Source organism: Shinella sp. (assembly GCF_052438155.1).
Classification (GTDB): domain Bacteria; phylum Pseudomonadota; class Alphaproteobacteria; order Rhizobiales; family Rhizobiaceae; genus Shinella.
On the sequence record NZ_JBQVPI010000004.1, the window covers coordinates 362,031 to 384,170 of the forward strand.

21 protein-coding genes are annotated in these 22,140 nt (G+C 63.0%); 9 read left to right on the forward strand and 12 right to left on the reverse strand.

The window, feature by feature from the left end; translation table 11 throughout:
- Window positions 1-25 precede the first annotated feature (25 nt).
- The 3 genes from kdpF to ACT6VE_RS10595 all read right to left on the reverse strand — a co-directional run bounded on the left by kdpF (window position 26) and on the right by ACT6VE_RS10595 (window position 3,287).
- Window positions 26-115, reverse strand: a complete 90-nt coding sequence (gene kdpF / locus ACT6VE_RS10585; protein WP_444798574.1) for a K(+)-transporting ATPase subunit F — start codon at window positions 113-115, stop codon at window positions 26-28.
- 519 nt (window positions 116-634) lie between these two features.
- Window positions 635-2,371 (reverse strand): adenylate/guanylate cyclase domain-containing protein, encoded by a 1,737-nt coding sequence (locus ACT6VE_RS10590; RefSeq protein WP_444798575.1) that lies wholly within the window; start codon window positions 2,369-2,371, stop codon window positions 635-637.
- A 142-nt stretch (window positions 2,372-2,513) separates the two neighbouring features.
- Window positions 2,514-3,287: an SDR family oxidoreductase gene (locus ACT6VE_RS10595; protein WP_444798576.1), complete on the reverse strand. Its 774-nt coding sequence runs from the start codon at window positions 3,285-3,287 to the stop codon at window positions 2,514-2,516.
- 140 nt (window positions 3,288-3,427) lie between these two features.
- Between ACT6VE_RS10595 and ACT6VE_RS10600 the strand changes: the two genes are divergently transcribed.
- Together ACT6VE_RS10600 and ACT6VE_RS10605 are read left to right on the forward strand one after the other, a co-directional pair.
- Window positions 3,428-4,348, forward strand: coding sequence for a LysR family transcriptional regulator (locus tag ACT6VE_RS10600; RefSeq protein ID WP_444798577.1), 921 nt, complete (start codon window positions 3,428-3,430; stop codon window positions 4,346-4,348).
- A gap of 101 nt (window positions 4,349-4,449) precedes the next feature.
- Window positions 4,450-5,031 carry a tyrosine phosphatase family protein gene (locus ACT6VE_RS10605; RefSeq protein ID WP_444798578.1) on the forward strand — a complete coding sequence of 194 codons (582 nt, stop codon included), beginning with the start codon at window positions 4,450-4,452 and terminating at the stop codon, window positions 5,029-5,031.
- Between the two features lie 112 nt (window positions 5,032-5,143).
- On the opposite strand, the gene ACT6VE_RS10610 is transcribed toward ACT6VE_RS10605, so the two are convergent.
- Complete coding sequence (locus ACT6VE_RS10610; protein WP_444798579.1) at window positions 5,144-6,037, reverse strand: LysR substrate-binding domain-containing protein; 894 nt, start codon at window positions 6,035-6,037, stop codon at window positions 5,144-5,146.
- 96 nt (window positions 6,038-6,133) lie between these two features.
- Here ACT6VE_RS10610 and ACT6VE_RS10615 point away from each other — a divergent pair, with 96 nt between their 5' ends.
- The 5 genes from ACT6VE_RS10615 to ACT6VE_RS10635 all read left to right on the forward strand — a co-directional run bounded on the left by ACT6VE_RS10615 (window position 6,134) and on the right by ACT6VE_RS10635 (window position 10,906).
- Window positions 6,134-7,156: an agmatine deiminase family protein gene (locus ACT6VE_RS10615; RefSeq protein ID WP_444798580.1), complete on the forward strand. Its 1,023-nt coding sequence runs from the start codon at window positions 6,134-6,136 to the stop codon at window positions 7,154-7,156.
- A 104-nt stretch (window positions 7,157-7,260) separates the two neighbouring features.
- Window positions 7,261-8,259: an agmatine deiminase family protein gene (locus ACT6VE_RS10620; RefSeq protein WP_444798581.1), complete on the forward strand. Its 999-nt coding sequence runs from the start codon at window positions 7,261-7,263 to the stop codon at window positions 8,257-8,259.
- A gap of 26 nt (window positions 8,260-8,285) precedes the next feature.
- Window positions 8,286-9,371, forward strand: a complete 1,086-nt coding sequence (locus ACT6VE_RS10625) for an extracellular solute-binding protein (RefSeq protein WP_444798582.1) — start codon at window positions 8,286-8,288, stop codon at window positions 9,369-9,371.
- Window positions 9,372-9,607: 236 nt separating this feature from the next.
- Window positions 9,608-10,519: a glutathione-dependent disulfide-bond oxidoreductase gene (gene yghU / locus ACT6VE_RS10630; RefSeq protein ID WP_444798583.1), complete on the forward strand. Its 912-nt coding sequence runs from the start codon at window positions 9,608-9,610 to the stop codon at window positions 10,517-10,519.
- Between the two features lie 9 nt (window positions 10,520-10,528).
- The gene (locus ACT6VE_RS10635) at window positions 10,529-10,906 is read left to right on the forward strand and encodes a hypothetical protein (protein WP_444798584.1); all 378 of its coding nucleotides are present in this window, start codon (window positions 10,529-10,531) and stop codon (window positions 10,904-10,906) included.
- Between the two features lie 68 nt (window positions 10,907-10,974).
- Here ACT6VE_RS10635 and ACT6VE_RS10640 read toward each other — a convergent pair whose 3' ends face one another.
- Window positions 10,975-11,982, reverse strand: a complete 1,008-nt coding sequence (locus ACT6VE_RS10640) for an iron ABC transporter substrate-binding protein (RefSeq protein ID WP_444798585.1) — start codon at window positions 11,980-11,982, stop codon at window positions 10,975-10,977.
- A 274-nt stretch (window positions 11,983-12,256) separates the two neighbouring features.
- On the opposite strand from ACT6VE_RS10640, the gene ACT6VE_RS10645 reads away from it, so the two are divergent.
- Window positions 12,257-13,780: an ABC transporter permease gene (locus ACT6VE_RS10645; RefSeq protein WP_444798631.1), complete on the forward strand. Its 1,524-nt coding sequence runs from the start codon at window positions 12,257-12,259 to the stop codon at window positions 13,778-13,780.
- Window positions 13,777-14,811: an ABC transporter ATP-binding protein gene (locus tag ACT6VE_RS10650; RefSeq protein WP_444798586.1), complete on the forward strand. Its 1,035-nt coding sequence runs from the start codon at window positions 13,777-13,779 to the stop codon at window positions 14,809-14,811. Before ACT6VE_RS10645 ends, ACT6VE_RS10650 begins: the two co-directional genes overlap by 4 nt.
- Before the next feature lie 111 nt (window positions 14,812-14,922).
- Here ACT6VE_RS10650 and ACT6VE_RS10655 read toward each other — a convergent pair whose 3' ends face one another.
- The 7 genes from ACT6VE_RS10655 to ACT6VE_RS10685 form a co-directional block, all read right to left on the reverse strand.
- Window positions 14,923-16,119, reverse strand: coding sequence for a GGDEF domain-containing protein (locus ACT6VE_RS10655; protein WP_444798587.1), 1,197 nt, complete (start codon window positions 16,117-16,119; stop codon window positions 14,923-14,925).
- Between the two features lie 270 nt (window positions 16,120-16,389).
- Window positions 16,390-17,712, reverse strand: coding sequence for an NAD(P)/FAD-dependent oxidoreductase (locus ACT6VE_RS10660; RefSeq protein WP_444798588.1), 1,323 nt, complete (start codon window positions 17,710-17,712; stop codon window positions 16,390-16,392).
- Window positions 17,713-17,821: 109 nt separating this feature from the next.
- Window positions 17,822-18,742 (reverse strand): DMT family transporter, encoded by a 921-nt coding sequence (locus ACT6VE_RS10665; protein WP_444798589.1) that lies wholly within the window; start codon window positions 18,740-18,742, stop codon window positions 17,822-17,824.
- Window positions 18,743-18,808: 66 nt separating this feature from the next.
- Entirely contained in the window at window positions 18,809-19,201 is a 393-nt protein-coding gene (locus ACT6VE_RS10670; protein WP_069062759.1) for a Rid family hydrolase, read from the reverse strand.
- 51 nt (window positions 19,202-19,252) lie between these two features.
- Window positions 19,253-19,987: an SDR family NAD(P)-dependent oxidoreductase gene (locus ACT6VE_RS10675; protein ID WP_444798590.1), complete on the reverse strand. Its 735-nt coding sequence runs from the start codon at window positions 19,985-19,987 to the stop codon at window positions 19,253-19,255.
- Window positions 19,988-20,010: 23 nt separating this feature from the next.
- On the reverse strand, window positions 20,011-20,826 hold the full coding sequence (proC, locus tag ACT6VE_RS10680; RefSeq protein ID WP_444798591.1) for a pyrroline-5-carboxylate reductase: 816 nt from the start codon (window positions 20,824-20,826) through the stop codon (window positions 20,011-20,013).
- A gap of 11 nt (window positions 20,827-20,837) precedes the next feature.
- Window positions 20,838-22,136 (reverse strand): acetoin dehydrogenase dihydrolipoyllysine-residue acetyltransferase subunit, encoded by a 1,299-nt coding sequence (locus ACT6VE_RS10685; protein ID WP_444798592.1) that lies wholly within the window; start codon window positions 22,134-22,136, stop codon window positions 20,838-20,840.
- Between the last annotated feature and the right edge of the window lie 4 nt (window positions 22,137-22,140).

Here is a 22,140-nt window from a genome sequence, read left to right on the forward strand (position 1 = left end):
AAACTTTCAATATCCGGCGGCTTCATCAGAAGCGTTCTGGCCGAATGAGAGCATAGGTCAGGTAAATGGTGAGAAAGACTGTAACGGCACCGCTAAAGATATAGTCGAACAACATCGTGTGCTCTCCTCACAGCCTGTCGCAGGCTTGCGTGTAGGCAAAGCAGAGGGCGAAGAACACGACCGCTGTGCCGATAAGAATGACGTCGATCATCATTCGGACTCCTTTGGTTTGGACGGAGCAAGACAAGCCAAACGGCGCCGCCCGGAAGGGCGCCACCGAAAAGCTTTCTGGCGTGGAGAGCATCCTTCGATCTCTCTCGCCCCGATATGGGGTCAAACCGGATAGGCATTCGAGAGCAGCCGGGCGGCAAAAAAATAGGAATCCTATAGGAATTTTGGCGGGCGCCGTTCCAATACGAGCCCAGGGCTGCGGCCGATGAGCCGCACGATCGCGGCCTCTTCAGCGTCGACATGAGAGCAGGAACGTGCTGCTCGAAATATTTCAAGAAGGTGGCGATGCGCGGCGGCAGGACCTGATAGGCGGATAGAGAGGGTGGGCCAAAGGTCAGGTGGCGACCAGCGCGGCGAAGTAAGCTGAACGGGGCTCCCCGAAACCAACCATAAGGGCCTGCCCTTATGAGAGAGGTTCTATCTCACCGTCGAGACTCCGGGACAGATCGTGCATATCGTCGAATGCAACGACGTCCAGGGCCACAGAGCGCCCACGCACGTCGATCCTGCGCTTGCCCTTTGCCGATAGATCGAGACCTGCCCGCAGGGCTGCCCGTTCGGAGGCGACCAGATAGGCGTCGAGCTCCTTCGCCGCGCCTTCCAGTCTGCTTGCAATATTGACCGTATCACCTATCGCCGTAATGCCGATCGCCGATCCGTAGCCGATGGCTCCCACGACGGCGGGGCCGACATGAATGCCGATTGCCAATCTGAGTGGAGCCCTCAGTTCCTCGGCAAGCTCTTGATTGAGTTCACGGATGCCCTCGCCGATTGCAACGGCTGCGGCAAACGCGCCACGGCAGGGATCAAGCGCACTGGGCGTGACACCGAACAGCGCCATGACCCCGTCGCCGACGAACTTGTCCAGTTTGCCCCCTTCCGCCTCCACGGCACGCCCAACCACGGCAAAATAGCGGTTGAGCAGGAAGACGACATCAAAGGGCAGGCGCGCCTCGACGAGTTTGGTAAAGCCGCGGATATCGCAGAACATCACCACGACCTCCTGCTCCCTGCCCGGCGCGACACTCAGGCGAGGTACCGTTTCCGCCGCAGCAACCGCGGTCGATAGCAACGGTATAACCGTGAGATCGCATACGGCGCGCAGTTGGCAGGCCAGCCTGACATCCTTGCCGGCATTGATCCTGGCCAGCGTCTTCTGCTCGGTCTCCGTTGGCGGCGGCAGACGATCCAGGCCCTCGATGACGCGGACACGGCACGTCGAACAGCGCCCCTTGCCGCCACATGTGGAGTTATGGGGTATGCCGTGCCGGCGGCTCGCTTCGAGGACGCTGAAGCCGCGCGGCACCCGGACGGTGTGTCCCGCACCATAGCGGATTTCCACCATGTTGCGGCGCAGACGCAGATATCGAAGGAAACGGAAGACGAAAAGACCGCCGACCAATGTTGCCAGAAGCGAATAGACGATCGTGCGCACCATGCCGATCAGCGCGGTGCCGTCGCCCTCGGGAGGCATGGCCGTCACCGAGGCATCAAGGCCGCCTTTCGCAGCCAGTCTAGCGATCGTCTGGCCGGCATCGACAAATCCGAGCAATGCCAGGGAAGGAAACAACACCGCGGCGGCAAGGAAAACGGGCTGGTGCCGCGCAAACCAGGGCCGCTGCCGCAGCCAGAAATACAGCCCGATACAGCCATGCGCCCAGGCGAGAATGAGCACCAAGGACTGCTTTACGCCACCGAAGGGAGATACGACCCATAGATTGTAGACCACGCGGGCATACTGATCCCTGATGCCGGTGGTTTCATGGAACACCCTGGTGCCGAGGACATGATCGATCAGAAGGAACGGGAGTAACAACCCGAAGGCTATCTGGGCAAATTCGCCAATCGGCATGCGCCACGCGCGGCGCAAATAGATGGCCCGCAGCGCCAGCGCAAAATGAACGACGAAAGCACCATACAGGGCAAAGGTGCCCGGCGTGCTTCGCCAGATCGCGAGAAAAACACCTCGCCCGGCTTCCATGGCGCCGAGAGAAATAACCCCGAGCGCATGGTTCGCAAGATGCGTCGCAACGAACGAGAAGAGCACAAGCCCCGACACCAATCGAACCTGCCGCGTCGAAAAGGAAGGACTGATGATGTTCGGCCTCCTACGGTCGCGCTTCGCATCGCATGGCCCCATCTAGCGGGAACGGAATCGCGGTACGCCACCGGATAAACATGATTTGACCGTGCAGCGTCAATCCATGGCTGTTTCCAGGGCAATCGACCCACGAAGTCGTGAACCGTTCGGGATCGCCAATCCCGAACGGTTCCTCTCAGGTTTACTTCGTCGTGTAGCCACCGTTGACCAGGATGGTCTGTCCGGTCATCCACCAGCCGTCCGAAACAAGGAAGCGGATATAGGGAACGATGTCCTCGATATCGGTAAGGCCGGTCTTTGAGAAACCCGACAGCGCGGCCGCTGTCTTGTGATAGGCCACCGCATCGGCCCCTTCGGCGGGATAGAAGAAGGGCGTATCCATCGGGCCTGGGCCAATTGCCGTCACCGAGATGCCGCGCTCGCCGAACTCCTTGGATGCCGCGCGCGTAAAGTGCTCGACCGGCGCCTTGGTGCCGGCATAGCTGGAATAAAACGGCGTGTAGGCGCCGAGCAGCGATGTGACGAGCGTGCAGATCTTGCCGTTGTCGTTCAGCGCCTTGCCGGCCTCCTTGAGGAAGAAGAAGGCGGACTTCGTGTTGACGGCGCTCATCTCGTCATATTCGGCCTCGGAAATGTCGACGATCGGCTTCTTCAGCACCTTGCCGACGGTGTTGATGGCGATGTCCGGACGGCCGAGCGCGGTCACGACATCGGCAAACAGCTTTTCAACAGCACCGGCGGTCGTCAGATCGGCCTGGAAAGCGACCGCCTCGGCACCCGCCGCCTTGACCGCGGCAACCGTGGCGTCGGCATCCGCCTTCGTGGCGGCGCTGTTATAGTGGATGGCAACTGCCTTGGCGCCATGGGCGGCGAAGTCGCGGGCGATCAGGCCGCCGAGGTTTTTTGCACCGCCGGCGATGATGACGGTCTTACCCTTGATGGAATGGTCGGTCATGGTGTGGTTCTCCTTGAGCAATCCTTCGGCCGGGCATGGTGCCCGCCTGACGCCGGAGCAAACTTATCGGCTGGAATGTTGCAATAAAGCCGGACAGTCTGACATCATATGTCAGGATCAACGAACAATGGCGTGGACGCTTGGATCGCATCGACCTCTTTCGCATCTTCACCCGTGTCGTCGAAAGCGCGAGTTTCACCCGGGCGGCGGATACGCTCGGCCTTCCGCGCTCATCGGTCTCGGCGGCTATAGCGACCCTGGAGGGCAGGCTTGGCGCCCGCCTGCTGCACCGCACGACGCGGCGCGTTTCCCCCACACAGGATGGCATGGCCTTTTACCAGCGCTGCCTGCACCTCATCGCCGCCGTCGAGGAAGCGGAAGGACTGTTCGGCGACAACAACGCCGCACCCGCCGGTCGGCTGCGTATCGACGTACCGGGGCGGATCGGCCGGCTCATCATCGCGCCAGCGCTGCCGGATTTCCTCGACCGGTTCCCGGCAATCGACATCGATCTCGGCGTGACGGACCGGGCGATCAACCTGGTAGAGGACAGCGTCGATTGCGTGCTGCGCGTCGGCCCGTTGACCGATTCCGGGCTGATTGCCCGTTCGATCGGGCATCTGCCGCTGATCAATGTCGCCAGCACCGGCTACATTGCCCGGCACGGCGCGCCGCAAACACCCGACGATCTGGCCGCGCATTGGGCGGTCAACTACGCCTCGCCGTCCACCGGCCGGGTCGAGCCTTGGGAATGGCTGGAGGACGGCGTGCTGCGCACCCTGCCTATGCGTGGACGCGTCACCGCCAACAGCGCCGAAGCCTATATCGCCTGCTGCCTCGCCGGCCTCGGCCTGATCCAGATCCCTGCCTACGACGTTCGCCAGCATCTCGACGCGGGCGACCTCGTCGAGGTCATGCCGCAGCACCGCGCCGAACCGTTGCCTATGACGCTGCTTTACCCGCACCGCCAGCATCTTTCCCGCCGCCTGCAGGTCTTTGCCGATTGGCTGGAGCATGTGCTGAAACAAGCTGTACTGCCCCAACCATCAAGCGTCCCCTGACGACCGGCATGCGTCGCCGCCGAAACGAAATTGCCTTCGCTTCCCCCCGCTGTATCTCTATCGTCCCGAAAACCACCCATCGACTAAGGACTGATTCGAAAATGGACGTCGTCTTCTCTCCAGAGCTCTCGGTTTGCGGGATCGAGGAACTGCCGGGCCAGCAGGCCCGGAACGTGACCCACGTATTGTCGATTATCGACCCGGAATACCCGGAGCTGGACGTGTTCCAGACCTATGGCCAGCACCACCGAACCACGTTGCGCTTTCACGACATCATTGCCGCGGCGCCGGAACGGACCATGCCGCATCCCGACCATGTCGAAGCGATCCTGCAATTCGGCGCGGACTTTCACGGGCGAGAGGGAGCGAGCCATCTGCTCGTGCATTGCCATATGGGCATATCGCGCTCGACGGCCGCCATGCTGACGCTGATGGCACAGGCCAATCCGGACGAACCGGGCGAAGCCTTGTTCACCCGTCTTGTCGGCATGCGTCCGCAGGCCTGGCCGAACTCGCAGATGGTGAGCTTTGCCGACGAACAGCTCGGCCGAAAGGGTGACCTCACGGCAGCCCTCGGCCGCCATTATGGCCGCCAGATCAGGAACCGCCCGCAGTTCACCGAATGGATGACGACGTTGGGCCGCAAGGCCGAACTCGACATGGCAGTTTTCGACGCCGCTTAATTCTCGAACAGCACAAACGCGGCCCAGACCAGTAGATTCCGACCGCAAGGGATCCGCTGGTCTGGGCCGCGTTTGTGCAATCACATCCGATTGCCGGATGGCCTGCTGCGTGTCAGCCGGTTTCCTTTTCCGCGGCCTGCTGCCCCAACCAACACCAGACATCCCGCACGTCGCCATCCTTGAGCCGTTCCGCGTTGGAAAGCGCATACCAGGCACGACCCGAATCGACGGCCGCGGCAAAGGGCTGGGCCAGCGCGCCGGCAGCGATAGCACCCTCCGCCAGAAACAGGCTCGCCAGCGCGACACCCTGTCCCAACTCCGCGGCGGCAAGGGCAATGTCGCTGTCGCTGAAATTCGTTCCCTTCCAGGCCTTGCCGGCTTCGATGCCGACATGGGCCAGCCAGTCGGCCCAGCCGATCGGGCCCTCCTCATGGATCAAGGGCGCTTGCAGCAGGTCAGACGGCTGGTGCAGTGCCGCTGCAAGCGCCGGCTTGGCAACGGGCGACAGGCGGTCGCGGGCGATCTGAAGGCTTTCACAACCGGACGGCGGCTCGTGGGCGTGGATGAGGGCGATGTCCACTTCCATCGTCTCGAAATCGACAGTCACGCCGCTGGTATCCAGCCAGGGTTCGCAGGCCGGCACTGCCGCTCTCAGCGCCGGCAGACGCGGCAGGAGCCAGCGCCGGGCAAAATCCTGCGGCGCATAGACGACGACGCTGCCGGGCTTGCGATACGGCTCGAGGCGCCGGTAGCCCTCCTCCATCATGTCAAGGCAGCGCCGCACCGTGCGGTGATAGTCGCGCCCGGCATCCGTGAGGCGCACCTCCCGGCCGATGCGCAGGAACAGCGGCTGTCCGATCTGGCCTTCGAGCAGCCGCATCTGGTGGCTGATGGCCGATTGGGTGAGGCCCACTTCTTCTGCCGCTCGGCTGAAACTTTCAAGGCGGGCAGCAGCCTCGAACCCCTTCAGGAACTGGGTCGGCGGAATATGCCGGAACTTCACCATTCATGAATTCCATTCATTTCAAGCAGGAATGATTCTCGTTTGTACGCCGCATTCGTTCGGCGAATAATGAGCGCAGCAAATGAACAGGAGTCAAGAATGGATACGAGAGTATCACCGCAACCACAGGTGAAGCTGCGCCGGCCGGGTGAATTCGAACCGCATGCCAAGACCTGGATGGCCTGGCCGCACCGCAAGGATCTCTATGGCGAGCGCCTGCCGGCCATGCTGCGGGCCTATGCCGACGTCGCCCATGCCATCGCTGGTTTCGAGCCCGTCAGCATGGTGGCGCATCCAGCGCACGCCGCAGACGCCCGTGCCTATCTCGGCGATGGAATCGAGGTCGTCGCGATGCCGATCGACGATTGCTGGATTCGCGATTCCGGTCCGACCTTCATGAAGCGGGACGATGGCGGTCTTGCCGGCGTTTCCTGGCGCTTCAATGCCTGGGGCGGCAAACACACGCCTTTCAACGCCGACAATGCTTTGGCCGCCCGCGTACTGGCGCACGAAGGAGCGGAGATCGCGCAATCCTTCATTCATTGCGAAGGCGGTTCGCTGGCCTGTGATGGCGATGGCACGCTCATCGCCACGGAAACGAGCCTGCTTCATCCCAACCGCAATCCGGGCCTTTCGAAAGCCTGGGTGGAGCAGGAACTCCTGCGGATGCTCGGCCTTGAAAAGGTCGTCTGGCTGCCAGGTGATCCGCTGGACCTGGAGACGGACGGTCATGTCGACGGCATGTGCTGCTTCGTGCACCCGGGCGTCGTGATGTTCGAATACAACCCCGATCCGACCGATCTGCACGGGCGCATTCTCGCCGACAATCTCGCCGCCCTGCGCAGCCAGACGGATGCGCGCGGCCGCAGCTTCGAGGTGATCCCCATCCCGGAAGCCTATGACGTCGAGGCGACCAGCGAGATCTTTGCGCGCTCCTACATCAATTTTGCGCTGACCAATGGCGGCGTGGTGATGCCGACCTTCGGCTGCCCCTCCGGCGAGGAGGCCAAGGCAGCCGTTTCCGTCGCCTTCCCGGACCGCCGGATCGTCACCGTCGATGTCGGCGCCGTCGTGCCCGCCGGTGGCGCGATCCACTGCATCACGCAGGAACAGCCCCTGTGACCGGACAATACACTGCCCTGTCACGCCGTAACTTTGTTCTGGCAACCGCAGGACTGGCATTGATGCCAGCAGCGCGCAGCCGAGCCGAAGAGGAGAATATCGGGATGATAGCCGTTCCCGCCGAAGCCGAACCACACGAGAAAACATGGATGGCCTGGCCGTCGACACCAAGCCTCTACGGCGGCCCCGGCGCATATTTCGAAAGTGTTCAGGAAACGCTCGGCCGGCTTGCCGCGGCGATCGCGGAAAACGAGCCCGTTTCCATGGCCGCTTCGGCGGACCAGCATGGTTTGGCTGCCCGTCTCTGCGGGCCGAAGGTCCAGCTTGTCGATATCCCGACCGACGACATGTGGGCGCGCGACAGCGGCCCTGTCTTCGTCCGCAAGGCAGATGGCGGTGTCGCCGCCGTCGATTTCGGCTTCAACGGCTGGGGCAACAAGCAGGCTCATGCAAGCGACGGCAAGCTTGCCGCACGGATCGCGGCGCTGGCGGGCGTCGACCGTCACGATGCGGGCCTCTGTGGCGAAGGCGGCGGTATCGAATATGACGGCGACGGCACGCTTCTCCTCACCGAAAGCTGCTGGGTGAACGACAATCGCAATCCCGGCATGACGCGCACCGACATCGAGCAGCGCCTGAAGGCCGCCCTCGGTGTCGAAACCGTCATCTGGGTTCCAGGCGTGCGCGGACTCGATATCACGGACGGGCATATAGACGGTTCGCTACGCTTCGTGGCGCCGGGTCTCATCGTGGCCAGCAGCTATCCCGGCGACACGTCGGAATGGGCGCACGCCCATGACGAGGCGCTTGCCATCCTGGCGAAAGCGCATGACGCCCGCGGCCGGACCTTCGAGATCGCTTCCATTCCCTCGGCGACCGAGGGTCGTTCGACGAGCGAGGACTTTTTGAGCAGCTACGCGAACTATTATGTCGGCAACGGCGCGCTCTACACGCCGCAATTCGGCGACAGGAAAGCGGATGCGCTGGCGAAGGATGTTCTCGTCCGGCTGCATCCCGGCCGCCGCATCGTCCAGATCGACGCCGACCGCATCTACGAAAACGGCGGCGGCATCCACTGTGTCACGCAACAGCAACCCCGATGACCCGCCATCAGAAACGGAGAACGACGATGAAACGCTGGCTGGCACTTGCGACGGCATGCCTTTTCGCCACCTCGGTCGAGGCCGAAGAGAAGGTTCTCTACCTCTATTCCTGGGAGTCTTATTTCAGCGCCCAATCGATTGCCGAGTTCGAGAAGGAGACGGGCATCAAGGTTTCCTACGATCTGTTCGATTCCAACGACATCGTCGAGACCAAGATGCTGACCGGCAAATCCGGCTATGACCTCGTGACCGTCAACCTTTCCCCCCACCTGCTGCGCCAGCTTACGGTCGGGGTCTGGGCGCCGCTGGATCGCACCCGTCTTTCCAACCTCGGCAATCTCGATCCCGCCGTTCTGGCCCGCGGCGAAAGCGTCGATGCCGGCAATGCCCATAATGTGCCCTGGATGTGGGGCACGACCGGGGTCGGCTACAATGTCGAGAAGGTCGCGGCGATCATGCCCGACGCACCGGTCGATTCGCTCCGCATGGTCTTCGATCCGCAAATCGTCGAAAAATTCGCGTCCTGCGGCGTCGGCATGCTCGACGATGCCGAGCAGGTGCTGGGCCTGGCGCTCATCTATCTCGGGCTCAACCCGGACACCACCGACAAGGCCGAACTCGAAAAGGCAGTGGAAGTCGTCACCAAGGTCCGGCCCTATGTGCGCAAGTTTCATAGCTCCAGCTATGTCAACGATCTCGCCGACGGCAGCCTCTGCCTCGCCATCGGCTTTTCGGGCGACATGCTGATCGCCAGCAGCCGCGCCAAAGAAGCTGGCAAGCCATTCACCGTCACCTATCGTCTGTCTAAGGAGGGCAACCTGGTCTGGGCCGACGTGCTCGCCATACCGGCCGACGCATCCCACCCGCAAGCCGCACACGCCTTCATCGACTTCTTCATGCGCCCCGAGATTGCGGCCGCGGCCGCGACGGAGACCGGCTTCTCGACAGCGAACAAGGCAGCACTCCCCCTGCTCGACGAAAAGCTGCGGACAAATCCCAACCTCTATCCTTCCGATGAGGCGCAGAAGCGCCTGCATCTGCCGAAGGCGCTGAGCCAGAAAGCCCTGAAAATGTGGTCGCAAGCCTGGGATCGCGCGAAGGGATTGCGATAACCGTCAGGGGCGTCGCATTCGCTTCGCCTCACCTTCGAGCCAGCCGCGTAAAAAGCCGCCTTCTGTCTGACAATGTCGGGAGGCGGCTGTCGCAGTTTCTCAAAACCATCCCTATCTGAAGGATGCCCGGGCATGCGGGCACGATAGAACTGTGCAGAGATGCAGCGCGCCGCCTTGTGCCGGGTGACGCTGCGCTCGCAAATTGGATATGCTCCTTCAGAACAAGGATATTTTGCATGACTGAGAAATCCCCCGCCGATAACTTTCCGGCCGGATATGAACCGCCGAAAGTATGGACATGGGAAAAGGGCAATGGCGGCGCTTTCGCCAATATCAACCGCCCCATAGCCGGCCCGACCCATGACAAGGCCTTGCCGGTCGGGAAACATCCGCTGCAGCTCTATTCGCTTGCCACGCCGAACGGCGTGAAGGTGGGAATTTTGCTGGAGGAGCTTCTGGCGGCGGGCCACACGGGTGCCGAATACGACGCCTGGCCGATCCGCATCGGGGACGGCGACCAGTTCGGTTCCGGCTTCGTCGATGTCAACCCGAACTCCAAGATCCCGGCGCTGTTCGATCACGCCCCGAAGGGTGGCGGGGCACCGGTCCGCGTCTTCGAATCCGCCTCCATCTTGCTCTATCTTGCCGAAAAATTCGGCGCCTTCCTGCCGGACGACCTGCGCGCCCGGACCGAAACCTTCAACTGGCTGTTCTGGCAGATGGGCTCGGCACCCTTCCTCGGCGGCGGCTTCGGCCATTTCTACGCCTATGCGCCGATACACATCCAATACGCCATCGATCGCTACGCGATGGAGGTGAAGCGCCAGCTCGACGTGCTCGACAGGCATCTGGCCGAAAACCAGTTCATGGCGGGTACTGCCTATACCATCGCCGACATGGCGATCTGGCCCTGGTATGGTGGCCTTGCGCAACACAAGCAATATGGCGACGCCGGCACCTTCCTCGATGTCGACAGCTACAAGAACGTCCAGCGCTGGACGGCCGAAATCGCCGCCCGACCCGCCGTCAAGCGCGGCCGCATGGTCAACCGGCTGAACGGCGATCCATCCGAACAGTTGCACGAGCGGCACGATGCCTCCGACTTCGAGACGAAGACGCAGGACAAGATCGGCCAGGAAACAGCATAGGAGCATCCCATGGCAACCCTGCCCGACATGATCAAACACCGCAGCTTTCCATCCGGCATGCCGGGCACGGGCGTGCAGTTCACCATCCGCCGCGCCAATCCGCGCGGGGTGACGCCGATCAAGGCGCTGCCCCGCCGTGGCCGCCCCGGCACCGCGGAACACCGCATCGACGCCGCCTTCCTGCATGCGCTCTGGCACTATTTCGGCCCGGAACCCTTCGAGCGCGGCAACCTCGACGCCGCCCGCCTCAGCCTGCTTTTCGGACGCGAAGTCGTGGCGGTGGAGAAGGAGTTCGACCCGCTATCCTATGAGGCAATGCTGGTCATCGACGAGCGGGTCGCCCGCAAGAGCTTCCCTGAATCCTTCGAGGACGTGTTCGAAGTATAGGCCGGCGCCCTTCGATCCCAGCTTGTGAAATGGACGGTGCGCGGCCGATAGACGCGCACCGCCAAGCATCAAAGCAGGCCGGCGGCGGTCATCAGTTCCACGACCTTCTTGTTGTCGAGCGTTGAGGCCTCGACCTTCGGGGCATCGAGATCCTTGAGCGGAACGAGCTTGGGATTGGCATCCCCTGCAATCGCATATTCGAACGAGTCGCCATCGCGCAGGATGGACTGGCCGGACTTGCCGGTGATCCATTTCAGGAAGGCCTGCGCCTCCTTCTGGTGTTTGCTGGTCTTCAGGATGCCGCCACCGGAAATGCTGACGAAGGCGCCCGGATCCTGGTTCTTGAAATAGTGCAGCGCCACGTTGTTGCTGTTTTCGCCGGTCTTCGCCTGATCGCCGAACCAATAATAGTGATAGATTACCGCCCCTTCGATTTCACCGGCATTGACCGCCTTCATGGCAACGCTGTTGCCTCTGTAGGGCGTCGCATTCTCCTTCATCGCCGTGAGCCAGGCGGATGTCGCCTCCTCGCCCTTGAGCTGCAGGAGTGCGCCGACGATCGCCTGAAAATCCGCGCCGGCAGGTGACGCGCCCCAACGGCCCTTCCAGGCCCGATCGGCAAGGTCGAGCATCGACTTCGGCAGCGTCTCCTCACTGAGCTTCGTCTTGTCATAGGCAAAGACTGTCGATCGTGCGGCGATGCCGGTCCACATGCCATCTGCCGGGCGATACTCCGCCGGCACCTGATCGAGCGTTTCCTTGTCGACCGGTGCAAAGCGTCCTTCCGTATCGAGCAACGCCATCCCCGGCGAATTTTCCGTCAGGAACACGTCGGCAGGCGTCAGGTCGCCTTCCTGGAGGATCAGGTTGGCGAATTCCATGTCGCTGCCCTTGCGGACCACCACCTTGATGCCCGTCTCCTTCGTGAAGGCCTCAATCCAGGCCTTTCCGAGCCCTTCGTGCTGGGCATTGTAGATGACGAGTTCATCCACTTCCTGCGCGCGGACGCCTGACGCCAGCGACACCGCCGCAAAGAGCGATAGCGCTGCCGCTGTCATTCGGGTCGACATGTTCATGGTGTTCTCCTGCTCGAAATCCGGGTGCCGGCACAAAACTGGCCAACAAGACTCTACTTATAACGGGATTGCGACCGATTCCAGAAGCGATGTGCTGTTCGCTGGCTGCCTGTGACAAACCATTGCCTTTTACTCAGGAAATCCTTAGGGCAAGGTCGGATGGCCGCGGAATGCTGCAACGGCCTCCACTTGTTCGCGTGGCATGAAGGCATGGGCCGTGTTGCAGGATAGCACAGCGGAAGCATTCACCGACGCCTGGCCGGCGCGCCGGCGCATGGGTACGTCGCTCCCGCATGTGCCGGTGGTCGTGTTTGCCGCGCTGGTGGCGCTGTTCAGCCTCGTGCCACTCGGTTTCATCGGCTGGGTGACCTACGACGTAGGGTGGGAAACGGTAAAGACGCTGGTCTTCCGCCCGCGCGTCGGAGAGCTGATCCTCAGCACCCTCTATCTCGAAGTCCTGACCATTCCGCTGTCGATCGCGGTTGCCGTGGGGCTTGCCTGGCTGACCGAACGCACCGACATTCCGGGCGCGCGCCTCTGGGCGTGGCTGGCGATAACGCCACTCGCCGTGCCGGCCTTCGTGCACAGCTATGCCTGGGTCAGTCTCGTGCCGGGCATGCGGGGTCTCGCCGGTGGCGTGTTCGTCGCGATCCTCGCCTATTTTCCGTTTCTCTACCTGCCGGTGGCCGCGGCTCTCCGGCGGCTGGATCCCGCGGTGGAGGATGCCGCCGCCTCGCTTGGCCTTGCACCCGTCGCCGTGTTCTTCCGCGTGATCCTGCCACAGCTGCGCCTTGCCATCTGCGGCGGCTCGCTGTTGATCGGCCTGCATCTCCTGTCGGAATACGGCCTGTTCGCGATGATCCGCTTCGATACGCTGGCCACGGCCATCGTCGATCAGTTCCAGTCCTCCTACAACAGCCCGGCCGCCAGCATGATCGGCGGCGTGCTGATCGCCTGCTGCCTTTTCCTGCTTGGCCTCGAAGTGCTGCTGCGCGGCAACGAGCGCTACGCCCGTGTCGGTGCTGGCGCGGCGCGGCCGGCCACCCGGCAGCGGCTCGGGCGCCTCGCGCTGCCGATCCTGCTCCTGCCCGCAGCGCTCGCGGTCCTGACCCTCGGCGTGCCGCTGCTGACGCTCGGCCGATGGCTTTGGCTCGGCGGCGCCGCCATCTGGAACAACGAGGTCACGGGCGCGGTGGGACAAACCATGGTGCTGGCCCTGGCCGGCGGCATCCTCGCGACAATTGCCGCAGCACCCATGGCCTGGCTGTCCGTGCGCGCACCCGGCCGGCTGCAACGCTTTCTCGAGGCCTGCCATTACTACGTCGGCTCGCTGCCGGGCGTCGTGGTGGCACTTGCGCTGGTGTCGGTCACGGTGCGGTTCCTGCTGCCGCTCTACCAGACCTTCACCCTGCTGCTCGCCGGCTATGTCCTGCTCTTCCTGCCGCGCGCCATGGTGGGCCTGCGCGCCAGCATTGCGCAGGCGCCGGTGGAGCTGGAGCGCGCGGCCATGGCGCTCGGCCGCACGCCCGGTCAGGCGGTGCGCCAGATCACGCTCAGGCTCGCCGCGCCCGGGGCTGCAGCCAGCGTCGCCCTTGTCTCGCTCGGCATCACCAATGAGCTGACCGCCACGCTGATGCTGGCACCGACCGGCGTCGATACGCTCGCCACGCGTTTCTGGGCGCTCACCAGCGAGATCGACTATGTCGCCGCCGCACCCTATGCGGTGATGATGGTCGTGTTGTCGCTGCCGCTCACCCTTCTCCTCCATGCCCAATCGAAACGGACCGCCGGCCAATGACGCTGCTGCATCTCGAGACCATCAGCAAGCGGTACGGCCCGGTGGCGGCGCTGGACGATGTCAGCCTTTCGGTCGAACCCGGCAGCCGGACCGCCGTGGTCGGCCCCTCCGGCTCGGGCAAGTCGACGCTGCTGCGCATCATCGCCGGTTTCGAGTTTCCCGATGCCGGTACGGTGCGTTTCGATGGAAAGCGGCTCGCTGAAGGACCAGCGGGCGTGCCGGCACACAAGCGCGGCATCGGCATCGTGTCGCAGGACGGTGCGCTGTTTCCGCATCTGAGCGTCGCCGACAACGTCGCCTTCGGCTTCGAGCGTGGCGCGCCGGATCGGGCACGCCGCATCGCCGAACTGCTGGACATGGTCGAGCTTGACGACGCCATGGCGACGCGTCGACCGCACCAGCTATCCGGGGGGCAGCAACAGCGCGTGGCGCTGGCCCGGGCGCTCGGCCGACGGCCGCGCCTCATGCTGCTCGACGAGCCCTTCTCCGCCCTCGACACAGGTCTGCGCGAGACTATGCGCAAGGCGGTCGTGCGCGTTCTCCAGACGGCCGGCATCACCGCCATTCTCGTCACCCACGATCAGGGGGAAGCGCTCTCCTTCGCCGATCAGGTCGCCGTGCTGCGGGAGGGGCGTCTGGTCCAGGCCGGCTCGCCCCAGACGCTCTACCAGCATCCGCGCGACCGGGAAACCGCGCGGTTTCTCGGCGACGCCGTGCTGCTGCCGGCAACGGTCACCAACGGTTTCGCGGACTGTGCCCTGGGGCGCGTGGCGGTCGAAGGCGGCCATGCGGGCAAGGCGGAAATCATGCTGCGGCCGGAACAGATCAGTATCGTCGTTGACGGCACCGCACCACAGGACGGCGGACGCGTGGTCGATGTCCAGTTCGGCGGCGCCGTCTGCACCGTCGCCGTCGCCCTTCCCGATATCGCGTTGCCGCCAATCCTCATCAAGACGTCGAGCATAGCGCTGCCTGCGCTCGGCGCCCTCGTGCGCCTCGGCGTGACGGGCAAGGCCCACGTTTTCTCATAATCAGAATGGAGCGCAGGCTAAGCCGCAGGGCGGGTGATGAAACCGTTCAGCCTGAGGCACACCGGACGGTAATCCGGGCCAAGCACTGCCGTGCGCCTTTAAACGTTGATCCTAGGCAACACGAGTGCCGGCGACCGGCCCGCCGGCAATCGCCACCATGTTTCTACCCTTGCGCTTTGCCTCGTAGAGCGCGCTGTCGGCATCCCGCAGAAGTCCTTCGAGCGTCACCTCGGACGGCGCCGCGAAGGCTACACCCAGACTGACGGTCACGCAGCCTTCTTCGAGCCCACGATGGCGCATGGCCAGGTTTTCTATCGCGACCCGGATGCGCTCCGCCGTTGCAAGTGCCGTCAGGGGCTCCCGGATGGGCGAAAGCACGAGCATCTCCTCTCCGCCGAAGCGGAACACGAAGGATGCCTCATCCGCCGTGTCGCGGATGCACTGCGAGATGGTGCGAAGGCAGGCATCGCCTTCGATATGGCCGTGGACGTCGTTGAACCGCTTGAAATGATCGATGTCGAGCAGGATCGCGGCGACCCCGGATTGGTGATTGCCGCTCCACAGCCGCTCGCAAATCCGCGCAAGCGACCGCCGGTTCAGCAGTCCCGTCAGTTCATCGCGTTCGGAATTGTATTCGAGCTGCCCGTAGAGCAGGCTGGCCCGCAGTTGGTTGAGAAAATTCTGCCGGTCCGTCTGCTCCAGGAAATAGGCACTTACCGCGAGGAAGATCGAGAGCGTCACATAAAAGGTGACGATGCCGGAATAGGTGACGGCGTCGAAGGCGCCGGTCAGCTGCGTGGTGGTGAAATGCGAGGCGCACATCAACACAAGCCCTGCCAGCACGGCGGGAAACCGTGGCCGCAATGCGATGACGAAGAACAGGAAGGCGGCGGAATTGCCGTTCTGGTAGACGAAAAGGTAGGGGCTTGAGCTCTGCGTGGCGACGGCCATGGGCAGGGTGACGCCCAACACGGCGATAGCAATGGAGAGAATGTCGTACAGAAGCGCATCCGGCCAGCGACGAACAGCAAGGATGCATCCGATCACAAAGGGCGTGAATACCAGGAAGCGAACGATGACCAGCTGGGTGAAGACGTCCGCCATCATGGTGCGATCGCCGAAATAGACCAGGTCGTAGATAACCGTGCCGATCACACCCCAGATCGCGGCCAGCCGCACCCGTTCCGCCGCGTAGTCCTTGCGGAACGCGGCCTCGATATCCGGGGCGAAGCGCAGAAGGCGAAAGCCCCGCGCTATCTGGCGCTCCACCTGGTCCAGCGTCACGACGCCCATCCGAAATCCCCGCATGCAAGATTGCCTGACGTTAGGGCAGAAAGCTGAACAACGACCTAAAGCTGCCGCGCGTTGACCGGCACTCTGTGCCGTAGCGTGACATATTTCCGCATTGAAGCAAGCGCGGGCCGCGGAAGATTGTATGAAAACCCGGCACGGACTTCTTGGCAAAACCGACCAGAATTGCGCCGGGCCGCCAGCCAAACGACGCGCGGGGGGCGGCGTCGCCTAGCCGATGACTGCCCTCTCGTACCGGGACACACCGAGGCTATAGGGTAACGCGCGCTAACTCAGCCCCATCGCGTCTTTCAGACGATAATATGGGAAGACATAGCGTGCTGCCCTTGTCTTTATCGACCAGAGCGGCACGTCGTGGCGCTGGTCGTAGATGTTGACCGGAATACTGTCGAGATCACGTTTTCCCGCCACGAACTCTCCCATGACCCGTCCGAGATTCTGGGCCAGATTGACCCCGCGCGTCGAAAAGCCGCCGACAGAAAAGACGTTGCGGCCAAGCCGCAGGATATGCGGCAGATAGCTCTCCGTCACGGCGCAGTAGCCCTCCCAATAGCTTTCCAGTTCGATGTCCCTATCCGTCAGCCTGGGGAAGAGCAGCTTCATGCGCGCGCGGGCATGGTCCTGCCCATAAGCAATCTTGTTGCCGAAATCGAAGACGGCGCCACCCGAGATCAGGCGTCCGTCCGCATCGAGACGGCCGAAGCCGCCGGACTTGCGCAGGTCCGTAAAGCAAAGCTGGCTTTTCAGGATTTCGCCGCGCAACTCCTCGCGCAGCGGCTTCGTCGCGACATGATAGAGGTAAACGGGAATAACCGACTTTTGAATCGCCGGCAGGAAATCGCCCGTATAGGCATTGGTGGCGAAAACGGCAGATTTGGCGGAAACGCGATTTGCCCCACAGCGGACGACGACACCCTGCCCCGTCTCCTCAAAGCCATCGACCGGACTGTTCTCGAAGATACGCACGCCGCTCTGCTCCGCGGCACGCGCCAAACCCACGGCGAGGCTGTACGGATTGACGGTCCCGCCCTCGGCGTTGGACCAGCCGCCGAGATAGCCCCGTGCACCGAGAAGATCGGCGACATCAGCGGCGGAATGCCATTCCACCTTGGCGCCGAGCGCTTTCCACTCGTCATGGACCTTGCGCACCTTCAGCATCGAGGCATCGGAATGTGCCGGCTGCATCCAGCCGTTCTGCACTGCCGAGCATTTGATCTGGAACGCCTCTATCTGTCGGAAGACGGCATCCGCCCCGTGAAGCACCAGATCGGCGAGCGCGCGGCCTTTGCGAGGACCGATGGCGGCTTCGACGACGGAAGGCGTCATCCCACCCGGGAAATGGGGCACGTTGTAGCCGCCATTGCGACCGGCGGCCCCGTTTCCGACGCGCCCTGCCTCGACCACAACAACATTCAAACCATTTCGCGCCGCATGGATCGCCGCGTTGAGGCCGGAGTAACCGCCACCAACAATGACGAGGTCAGCAGTTTCCTCGCCGGCGAGGCGGGGATAGTCGCGAACGGTTTCCTGCAGGGTTTTCGTCCAGACGACGCCTTGCATGGTTGGATCGATCGGGCTTGCCATAGACATGATCAGGGACTTTCGATGAGGTGTTGAGAATGTGTTTGCGAAACGCGCCGACGCTCACAGGTCCGGGCTAGCGTGTGGTTCTTAGTCGCACACCGCCATTGACATGGGCTCATGGCAGTTGCGCCGGCAGGTCGCTGTCCGGAACCGTCTCCACCTTTCGCGCCTTGCGGTGGGAGATGAACAGGCCGGCAACGACGATAATCGCCGATCCGACGATCATGTTGGGACCCGGAACGTCGCCGAAGAACAAAAATCCGAACAACATTCCCCACAGCAGAAGGGTGTATTGGAACGGCGCCAGGATCGATACCGGCGCAAGCTTCAGCGAACGCGTGACGACGAGATGGGCAAATGCGCCGATCACGCCCAGAAGAAGCATGGATGCGCCTTCGGCCATGGTGAAGGATCGCCAGTCGAAAACAGAAGCAGCGCCGGCGAGAATGAAGGTCGCAAGCCCCTGGTAGATGCCAAGCGTGGCGTCGCCCGTCTGCGCAAGAGAACGATTGAGCACCAGTGTGAGTGCGTAGGCAAGTCCGCCGATGAGCGCAAACCAGGCCGGCGCCGAGAACGCCGATGTTGATGGATCGAGCGCGACCACGACGCCGATGAAGCCGAGCAGAACGGCACTCCAGCGTCGCCAGCCGGCCCGCTCGCCCAGCAGAAAATGCGACGCCACGGTCATGTAGATCGGCCCGGCCATATAGAACGTCATGACGTCGGCGAGGGGCAGATAGACGACGGCGGCGTAAAACAACGCCGTATCCAGCGTGATGAGAAGGGCGCGCAATATCTGCACGAGCGGTCGATGCACGTTGCGGAAGGGATGTTCGCCCTGCTGGCGGGCCAGCGGCACGAGAACGGCAAAGGCACCGATTGCACGGATGGTCAGCACCTGCCCGACGCCGAAGCTTGCGACCAGGAACTTGGCCACCACGTCATTCAGCGCGAAGAGGAAGTAGCCAATGATGACAAGGCCTATTCCTACGGTGAGGGCATGCCGGTTGTCGGGATGAATGAGATTTCGAAGCATGCCGGACGCCCGCAAGGAGGCCAAGAAAGGGAGCGCCCGCCGGGAAGTCCGGCGGGCGCCATTTTATCAGGCGCCGCAGCCGATGACAGCCGTTGCGGAGATTTCGACCTTGACGTTCGGGACCGGGAATTGGACGACGAGCGCTGCATTCGTCGGCAGGATCTCGCCGAAGATTTCCTTCAGCGTCGGGCCGATGGCGGCAAAGACTTCGGCGGAGGTGACATAGGTCGTGATCTGCACGACGTCCTTCAGCGAAGCACCGGCCTTTTCCAGCCAGGGCTCGATATTGCCGATGACCTGGCGAAGCTGTTCGACCGGGTCGGGGCTGCATTCACCCGTCTCGAAATTGATGCCGACGGTGCCCGACACATAGACAGTGTCGCCGACCTTCACGCAACGGGAATAGCCAAAGGCTTTCTCGAAGGAGGATCCGGAAGAGATGTTGATACGCTTCGTCATTGTCTCAGCCTTTCGTGTCTGAACGGAAAAAGGGATGGTTTGAGAAACACGTCACCAGGTGAAGCCGTTGGCGATCCAGCCGCCATCCACCGGCAGCACGGCGCCGTGAACCATCGCGGCTCCCGGCGAGGACAGGAACGCGGCGGCGGCGGCGATTTCTTCCGGCTCGGCGATACGGCCAAGCGGCGTGCGGTTGCGCACGCCCGTCATGTTGTAGAGGCCGTTGTCGATGAGGTTCTGCACCATCGGCGTACGTACGCCTGTGGGTGCCAGGGCGTTGACGCGAATGCCGAGCGGTCCCCACTCTGTCGCGAGCGACTGCATCATGTTGTGAACCGCGCCCTTCGAGGCGCAGTAGGCGGTGCGCTTCGGCGCACCGACGGAGCCGTAGACGGAGCCGATGAAAACGATGCTGCCGCCGCCATTCTCGCTCATGTGGCGCGCGGCGCTCTGGGCCGGCAGGAAGCTGCCAAGCACGTTCACGTTCATCATGCGCATGAATGCCTCGGGCGCCACATCGAGCGCAGGCTCGACCGTCACGATGCCGGCTGCGGTGACGAGGGTGTCGAGCCCGCCAAAGGTCTCAATCGTCAGGGCGACAGCGGCGTCAACCTCCGCCTGGTTGGTGACATCGCCTTCGATGGCCAGAACATCCGGGCCGAGCTTTTCCTTGGCTTCGGCCACGCCGGCACGGTCGAAAATGCAGACCTTGTCGCCCCTGGCAATGAAGTGTTCCGCCGTCGCAAAGCCAATGCCCTGCGCGCCGCCCGTAATGAGGCTTATCATGTCTATGTCCTTCCAGATTTATGTCAGTTCGGTTTACCGAGTGCGATGCTGCGGTCGCGGGCGGCGCGCGTGGCCTCGGCCACGAGCCGCCCGGTGCGATCATCGTTCATGAAGACGTCCAATGCGGCGGCGGTCGTGCCGCCGGGGCTCGTGACCTGCCGGCGCAGGGTCGCGGGATCGACATCCGCCTCCATGGCAAGCCGGCCGGCACCGCGTACGGTCTGTTTTGCAAGCAGGGCAGCGGTTGCTGCGGGAAGGCCGAGTGCCACGCCGGCTTCCGTCAAGGCTTCGATGAAGTGGAAGACATAGGCTGGACCGGAGCCGGAAATGGCCGTGACGGCGTCCATCTGCGCTTCGTCATCGATCCAGGCCACCACGCCCGAAGTGGCAAGCAGTGTGGAAACAAGGTGCTGAGCACCGTCCGAGACACCGTCACGCGCATAGAGAACCAGCATGCCGTCGCCGACCGCGGCCGGCGTGTTGGGCATGCAGCGTATGATTGCCGCCCCGGCGGGAAGGACGTCGGCCATAGAAGCAGTCGTGACGCCTGCCGCAACCGAAACAAAGGTCGCGCCGCGTTCGACGAAGCCGCCGCACCGTTGCAGAACCGGCTGGACAAGGTTCGGCTTGACGGCAACGAATACGAGAACGGGCGCAAGGCCCTCCGGCAGATCGGCAATATCGGAAACAGTATTTGCACCGGCCTTGGCTGCACGTTCGCGAAGCTCGTCCGTAGGCTCCACAACATGAACGATGAGTGAGGGATCCTCCCTCAACCATCCGCGCAGCATGGCAAAGCCCATGTTCCCACAGCCGATAAGAAGAAGCGTGTGCGACATGACGTTTCCTCTCAGACGCTCTTGATCAGCGCAGTGACGATGCCGAGGGTAAGATCCGGCGCTTCCAGTTGCGGAACGTGCCCGACATCGGCGAGCAGATGCAGCCCGACATGGCCGGGCGCCCGCAAGGCGTCTTTCCAATCGAGTACCCTGTCCTTGCGGCCCCAGACGATCCGCGCCGGGCATTCCAGTCGTTGCAGGGCGGCGGAAAGGTCGAAACCTTGCGTGCCGTCGGCAAACAGCGTTTCGCCCATATGAGTCTGCGCTGCGCGCAGACCGGCGTCCGTGCGCGCCGCAAAGGCAGCGTTGACGAAGGCCGGGTCAATGAGGCGTGGATCGTGAACCATCACCTTCAGCCAGCTCTCGAGGCTTTCCGGTCGGGAGGCCCGAGCGATTCCGCCGATGAAGTCGCCGTTGATCTTTGGCCCCAACCCGCCGGGTGCAAGGAGTGCCAGCGAGGCCACCCTGCGGGGGCGTGTATCCGCCAGCGCAAGCGCAAGCGCACCGCCGAGCGAGTGCCCGATCACATGCACGCCATCGAGATCGAGAGAGTCGAAAGCCTCGCGCACTTCACGCACGAGATTGGCAAAGGTGCCAACCTGACGTTTCGGCGAAGCGCCGTGATTGGGCAGGTCGAGCCGATAAACGGGGTGGCTCTTGGCAAGATGCCGGTCGAGCGGATACCAGGACAGGGAGTCGCTGGCAAAACCATGAATAAGGAAAACCGGCGCGCCACTGGTGGTGCCGCTGCGGTGAATCTTGAGTGGGCCACTCTCGTCGGCGGGCAGGCTGGCCGGCGAGATTGCCGTAACAACCGGCAAAGCGCGGGATGCCGCAGCTATATCGCGCAGCTTGATGCGGCCCGACGCGCTGCTCGATCTGACGGTCCGCAGGTCGACGCCCGCTTCCCGGGCAGCCAGGCGCGCAGCAGGGCTTGCCACGATCCGTGACGTCGCGGACACGATCTGCGTCATCTCTGCGATAGACGCGACCTGGACAGCCGGCAATGCGGGCGGATTGCCGGCATCGGCAGCCTGTGTTTCATCACCGTCATAGCTCACATCCGACAGGTCCTTGCCGATCAGGCATAGAACCGCTGCCGCCGGCACCTCGCTCTCCGCTTCGGCGAAGATCGCGCTGATGACACCATCGCAGGGCGCCTCGACGTCGACCGCGGCTTTTGCCGTCTCGATGGTCAGCAGAACGTCGCCCTCGGCTACGGTGTCACCCTTTGCCACGCGCCATTCGACGATCACCAACGTTTCCATATATTCGCCGGCGATGGCGCCTGCTGTTATCGGCGTTGCCATATTT

Excerpts from the sequence above, each read along its gene's own strand:
- yghU (WP_444798583.1), top strand. The coding sequence starts at position 9,608 with ATGACTGAGAAATCCCCCGCCGATAACTTTCCGGCCGGATATGAACCG.
- ACT6VE_RS10625 (WP_444798582.1), top strand. The coding sequence starts at position 8,286 with ATGAAACGCTGGCTGGCACTTGCGACGGCATGCCTTTTCGCCACCTCG.
- proC (WP_444798591.1), bottom strand. The coding sequence starts at position 20,826 with ATGTCGCACACGCTTCTTCTTATCGGCTGTGGGAACATGGGCTTTGCC.
- ACT6VE_RS10595 (WP_444798576.1), bottom strand. The coding sequence starts at position 3,287 with ATGACCGACCATTCCATCAAGGGTAAGACCGTCATCATCGCCGGCGGT.
- ACT6VE_RS10640 (WP_444798585.1), bottom strand. The coding sequence starts at position 11,982 with ATGAACATGTCGACCCGAATGACAGCGGCAGCGCTATCGCTCTTTGCG.
- ACT6VE_RS10650 (WP_444798586.1), top strand. The coding sequence starts at position 13,777 with ATGACGCTGCTGCATCTCGAGACCATCAGCAAGCGGTACGGCCCGGTG.
- ACT6VE_RS10590 (WP_444798575.1), bottom strand. The coding sequence starts at position 2,371 with ATGGGGCCATGCGATGCGAAGCGCGACCGTAGGAGGCCGAACATCATC.
- ACT6VE_RS10645 (WP_444798631.1), top strand. The coding sequence starts at position 12,257 with ATGGGTACGTCGCTCCCGCATGTGCCGGTGGTCGTGTTTGCCGCGCTG.
- ACT6VE_RS10675 (WP_444798590.1), bottom strand. The coding sequence starts at position 19,987 with ATGATAAGCCTCATTACGGGCGGCGCGCAGGGCATTGGCTTTGCGACG.
- kdpF (WP_444798574.1), bottom strand. The coding sequence starts at position 115 with ATGTTGTTCGACTATATCTTTAGCGGTGCCGTTACAGTCTTTCTCACC.
- ACT6VE_RS10660 (WP_444798588.1), bottom strand. The coding sequence starts at position 17,712 with ATGTCTATGGCAAGCCCGATCGATCCAACCATGCAAGGCGTCGTCTGG.
- ACT6VE_RS10605 (WP_444798578.1), top strand. The coding sequence starts at position 4,450 with ATGGACGTCGTCTTCTCTCCAGAGCTCTCGGTTTGCGGGATCGAGGAA.
- ACT6VE_RS10615 (WP_444798580.1), top strand. The coding sequence starts at position 6,134 with ATGGATACGAGAGTATCACCGCAACCACAGGTGAAGCTGCGCCGGCCG.
- ACT6VE_RS10655 (WP_444798587.1), bottom strand. The coding sequence starts at position 16,119 with ATGCGGGGATTTCGGATGGGCGTCGTGACGCTGGACCAGGTGGAGCGC.
- ACT6VE_RS10620 (WP_444798581.1), top strand. The coding sequence starts at position 7,261 with ATGATAGCCGTTCCCGCCGAAGCCGAACCACACGAGAAAACATGGATG.
- ACT6VE_RS10685 (WP_444798592.1), bottom strand. The coding sequence starts at position 22,136 with ATGGCAACGCCGATAACAGCAGGCGCCATCGCCGGCGAATATATGGAA.
- ACT6VE_RS10670 (WP_069062759.1), bottom strand. The coding sequence starts at position 19,201 with ATGACGAAGCGTATCAACATCTCTTCCGGATCCTCCTTCGAGAAAGCC.
- ACT6VE_RS10610 (WP_444798579.1), bottom strand. The coding sequence starts at position 6,037 with ATGGTGAAGTTCCGGCATATTCCGCCGACCCAGTTCCTGAAGGGGTTC.
- ACT6VE_RS10635 (WP_444798584.1), top strand. The coding sequence starts at position 10,529 with ATGGCAACCCTGCCCGACATGATCAAACACCGCAGCTTTCCATCCGGC.
- ACT6VE_RS10665 (WP_444798589.1), bottom strand. The coding sequence starts at position 18,742 with ATGCTTCGAAATCTCATTCATCCCGACAACCGGCATGCCCTCACCGTA.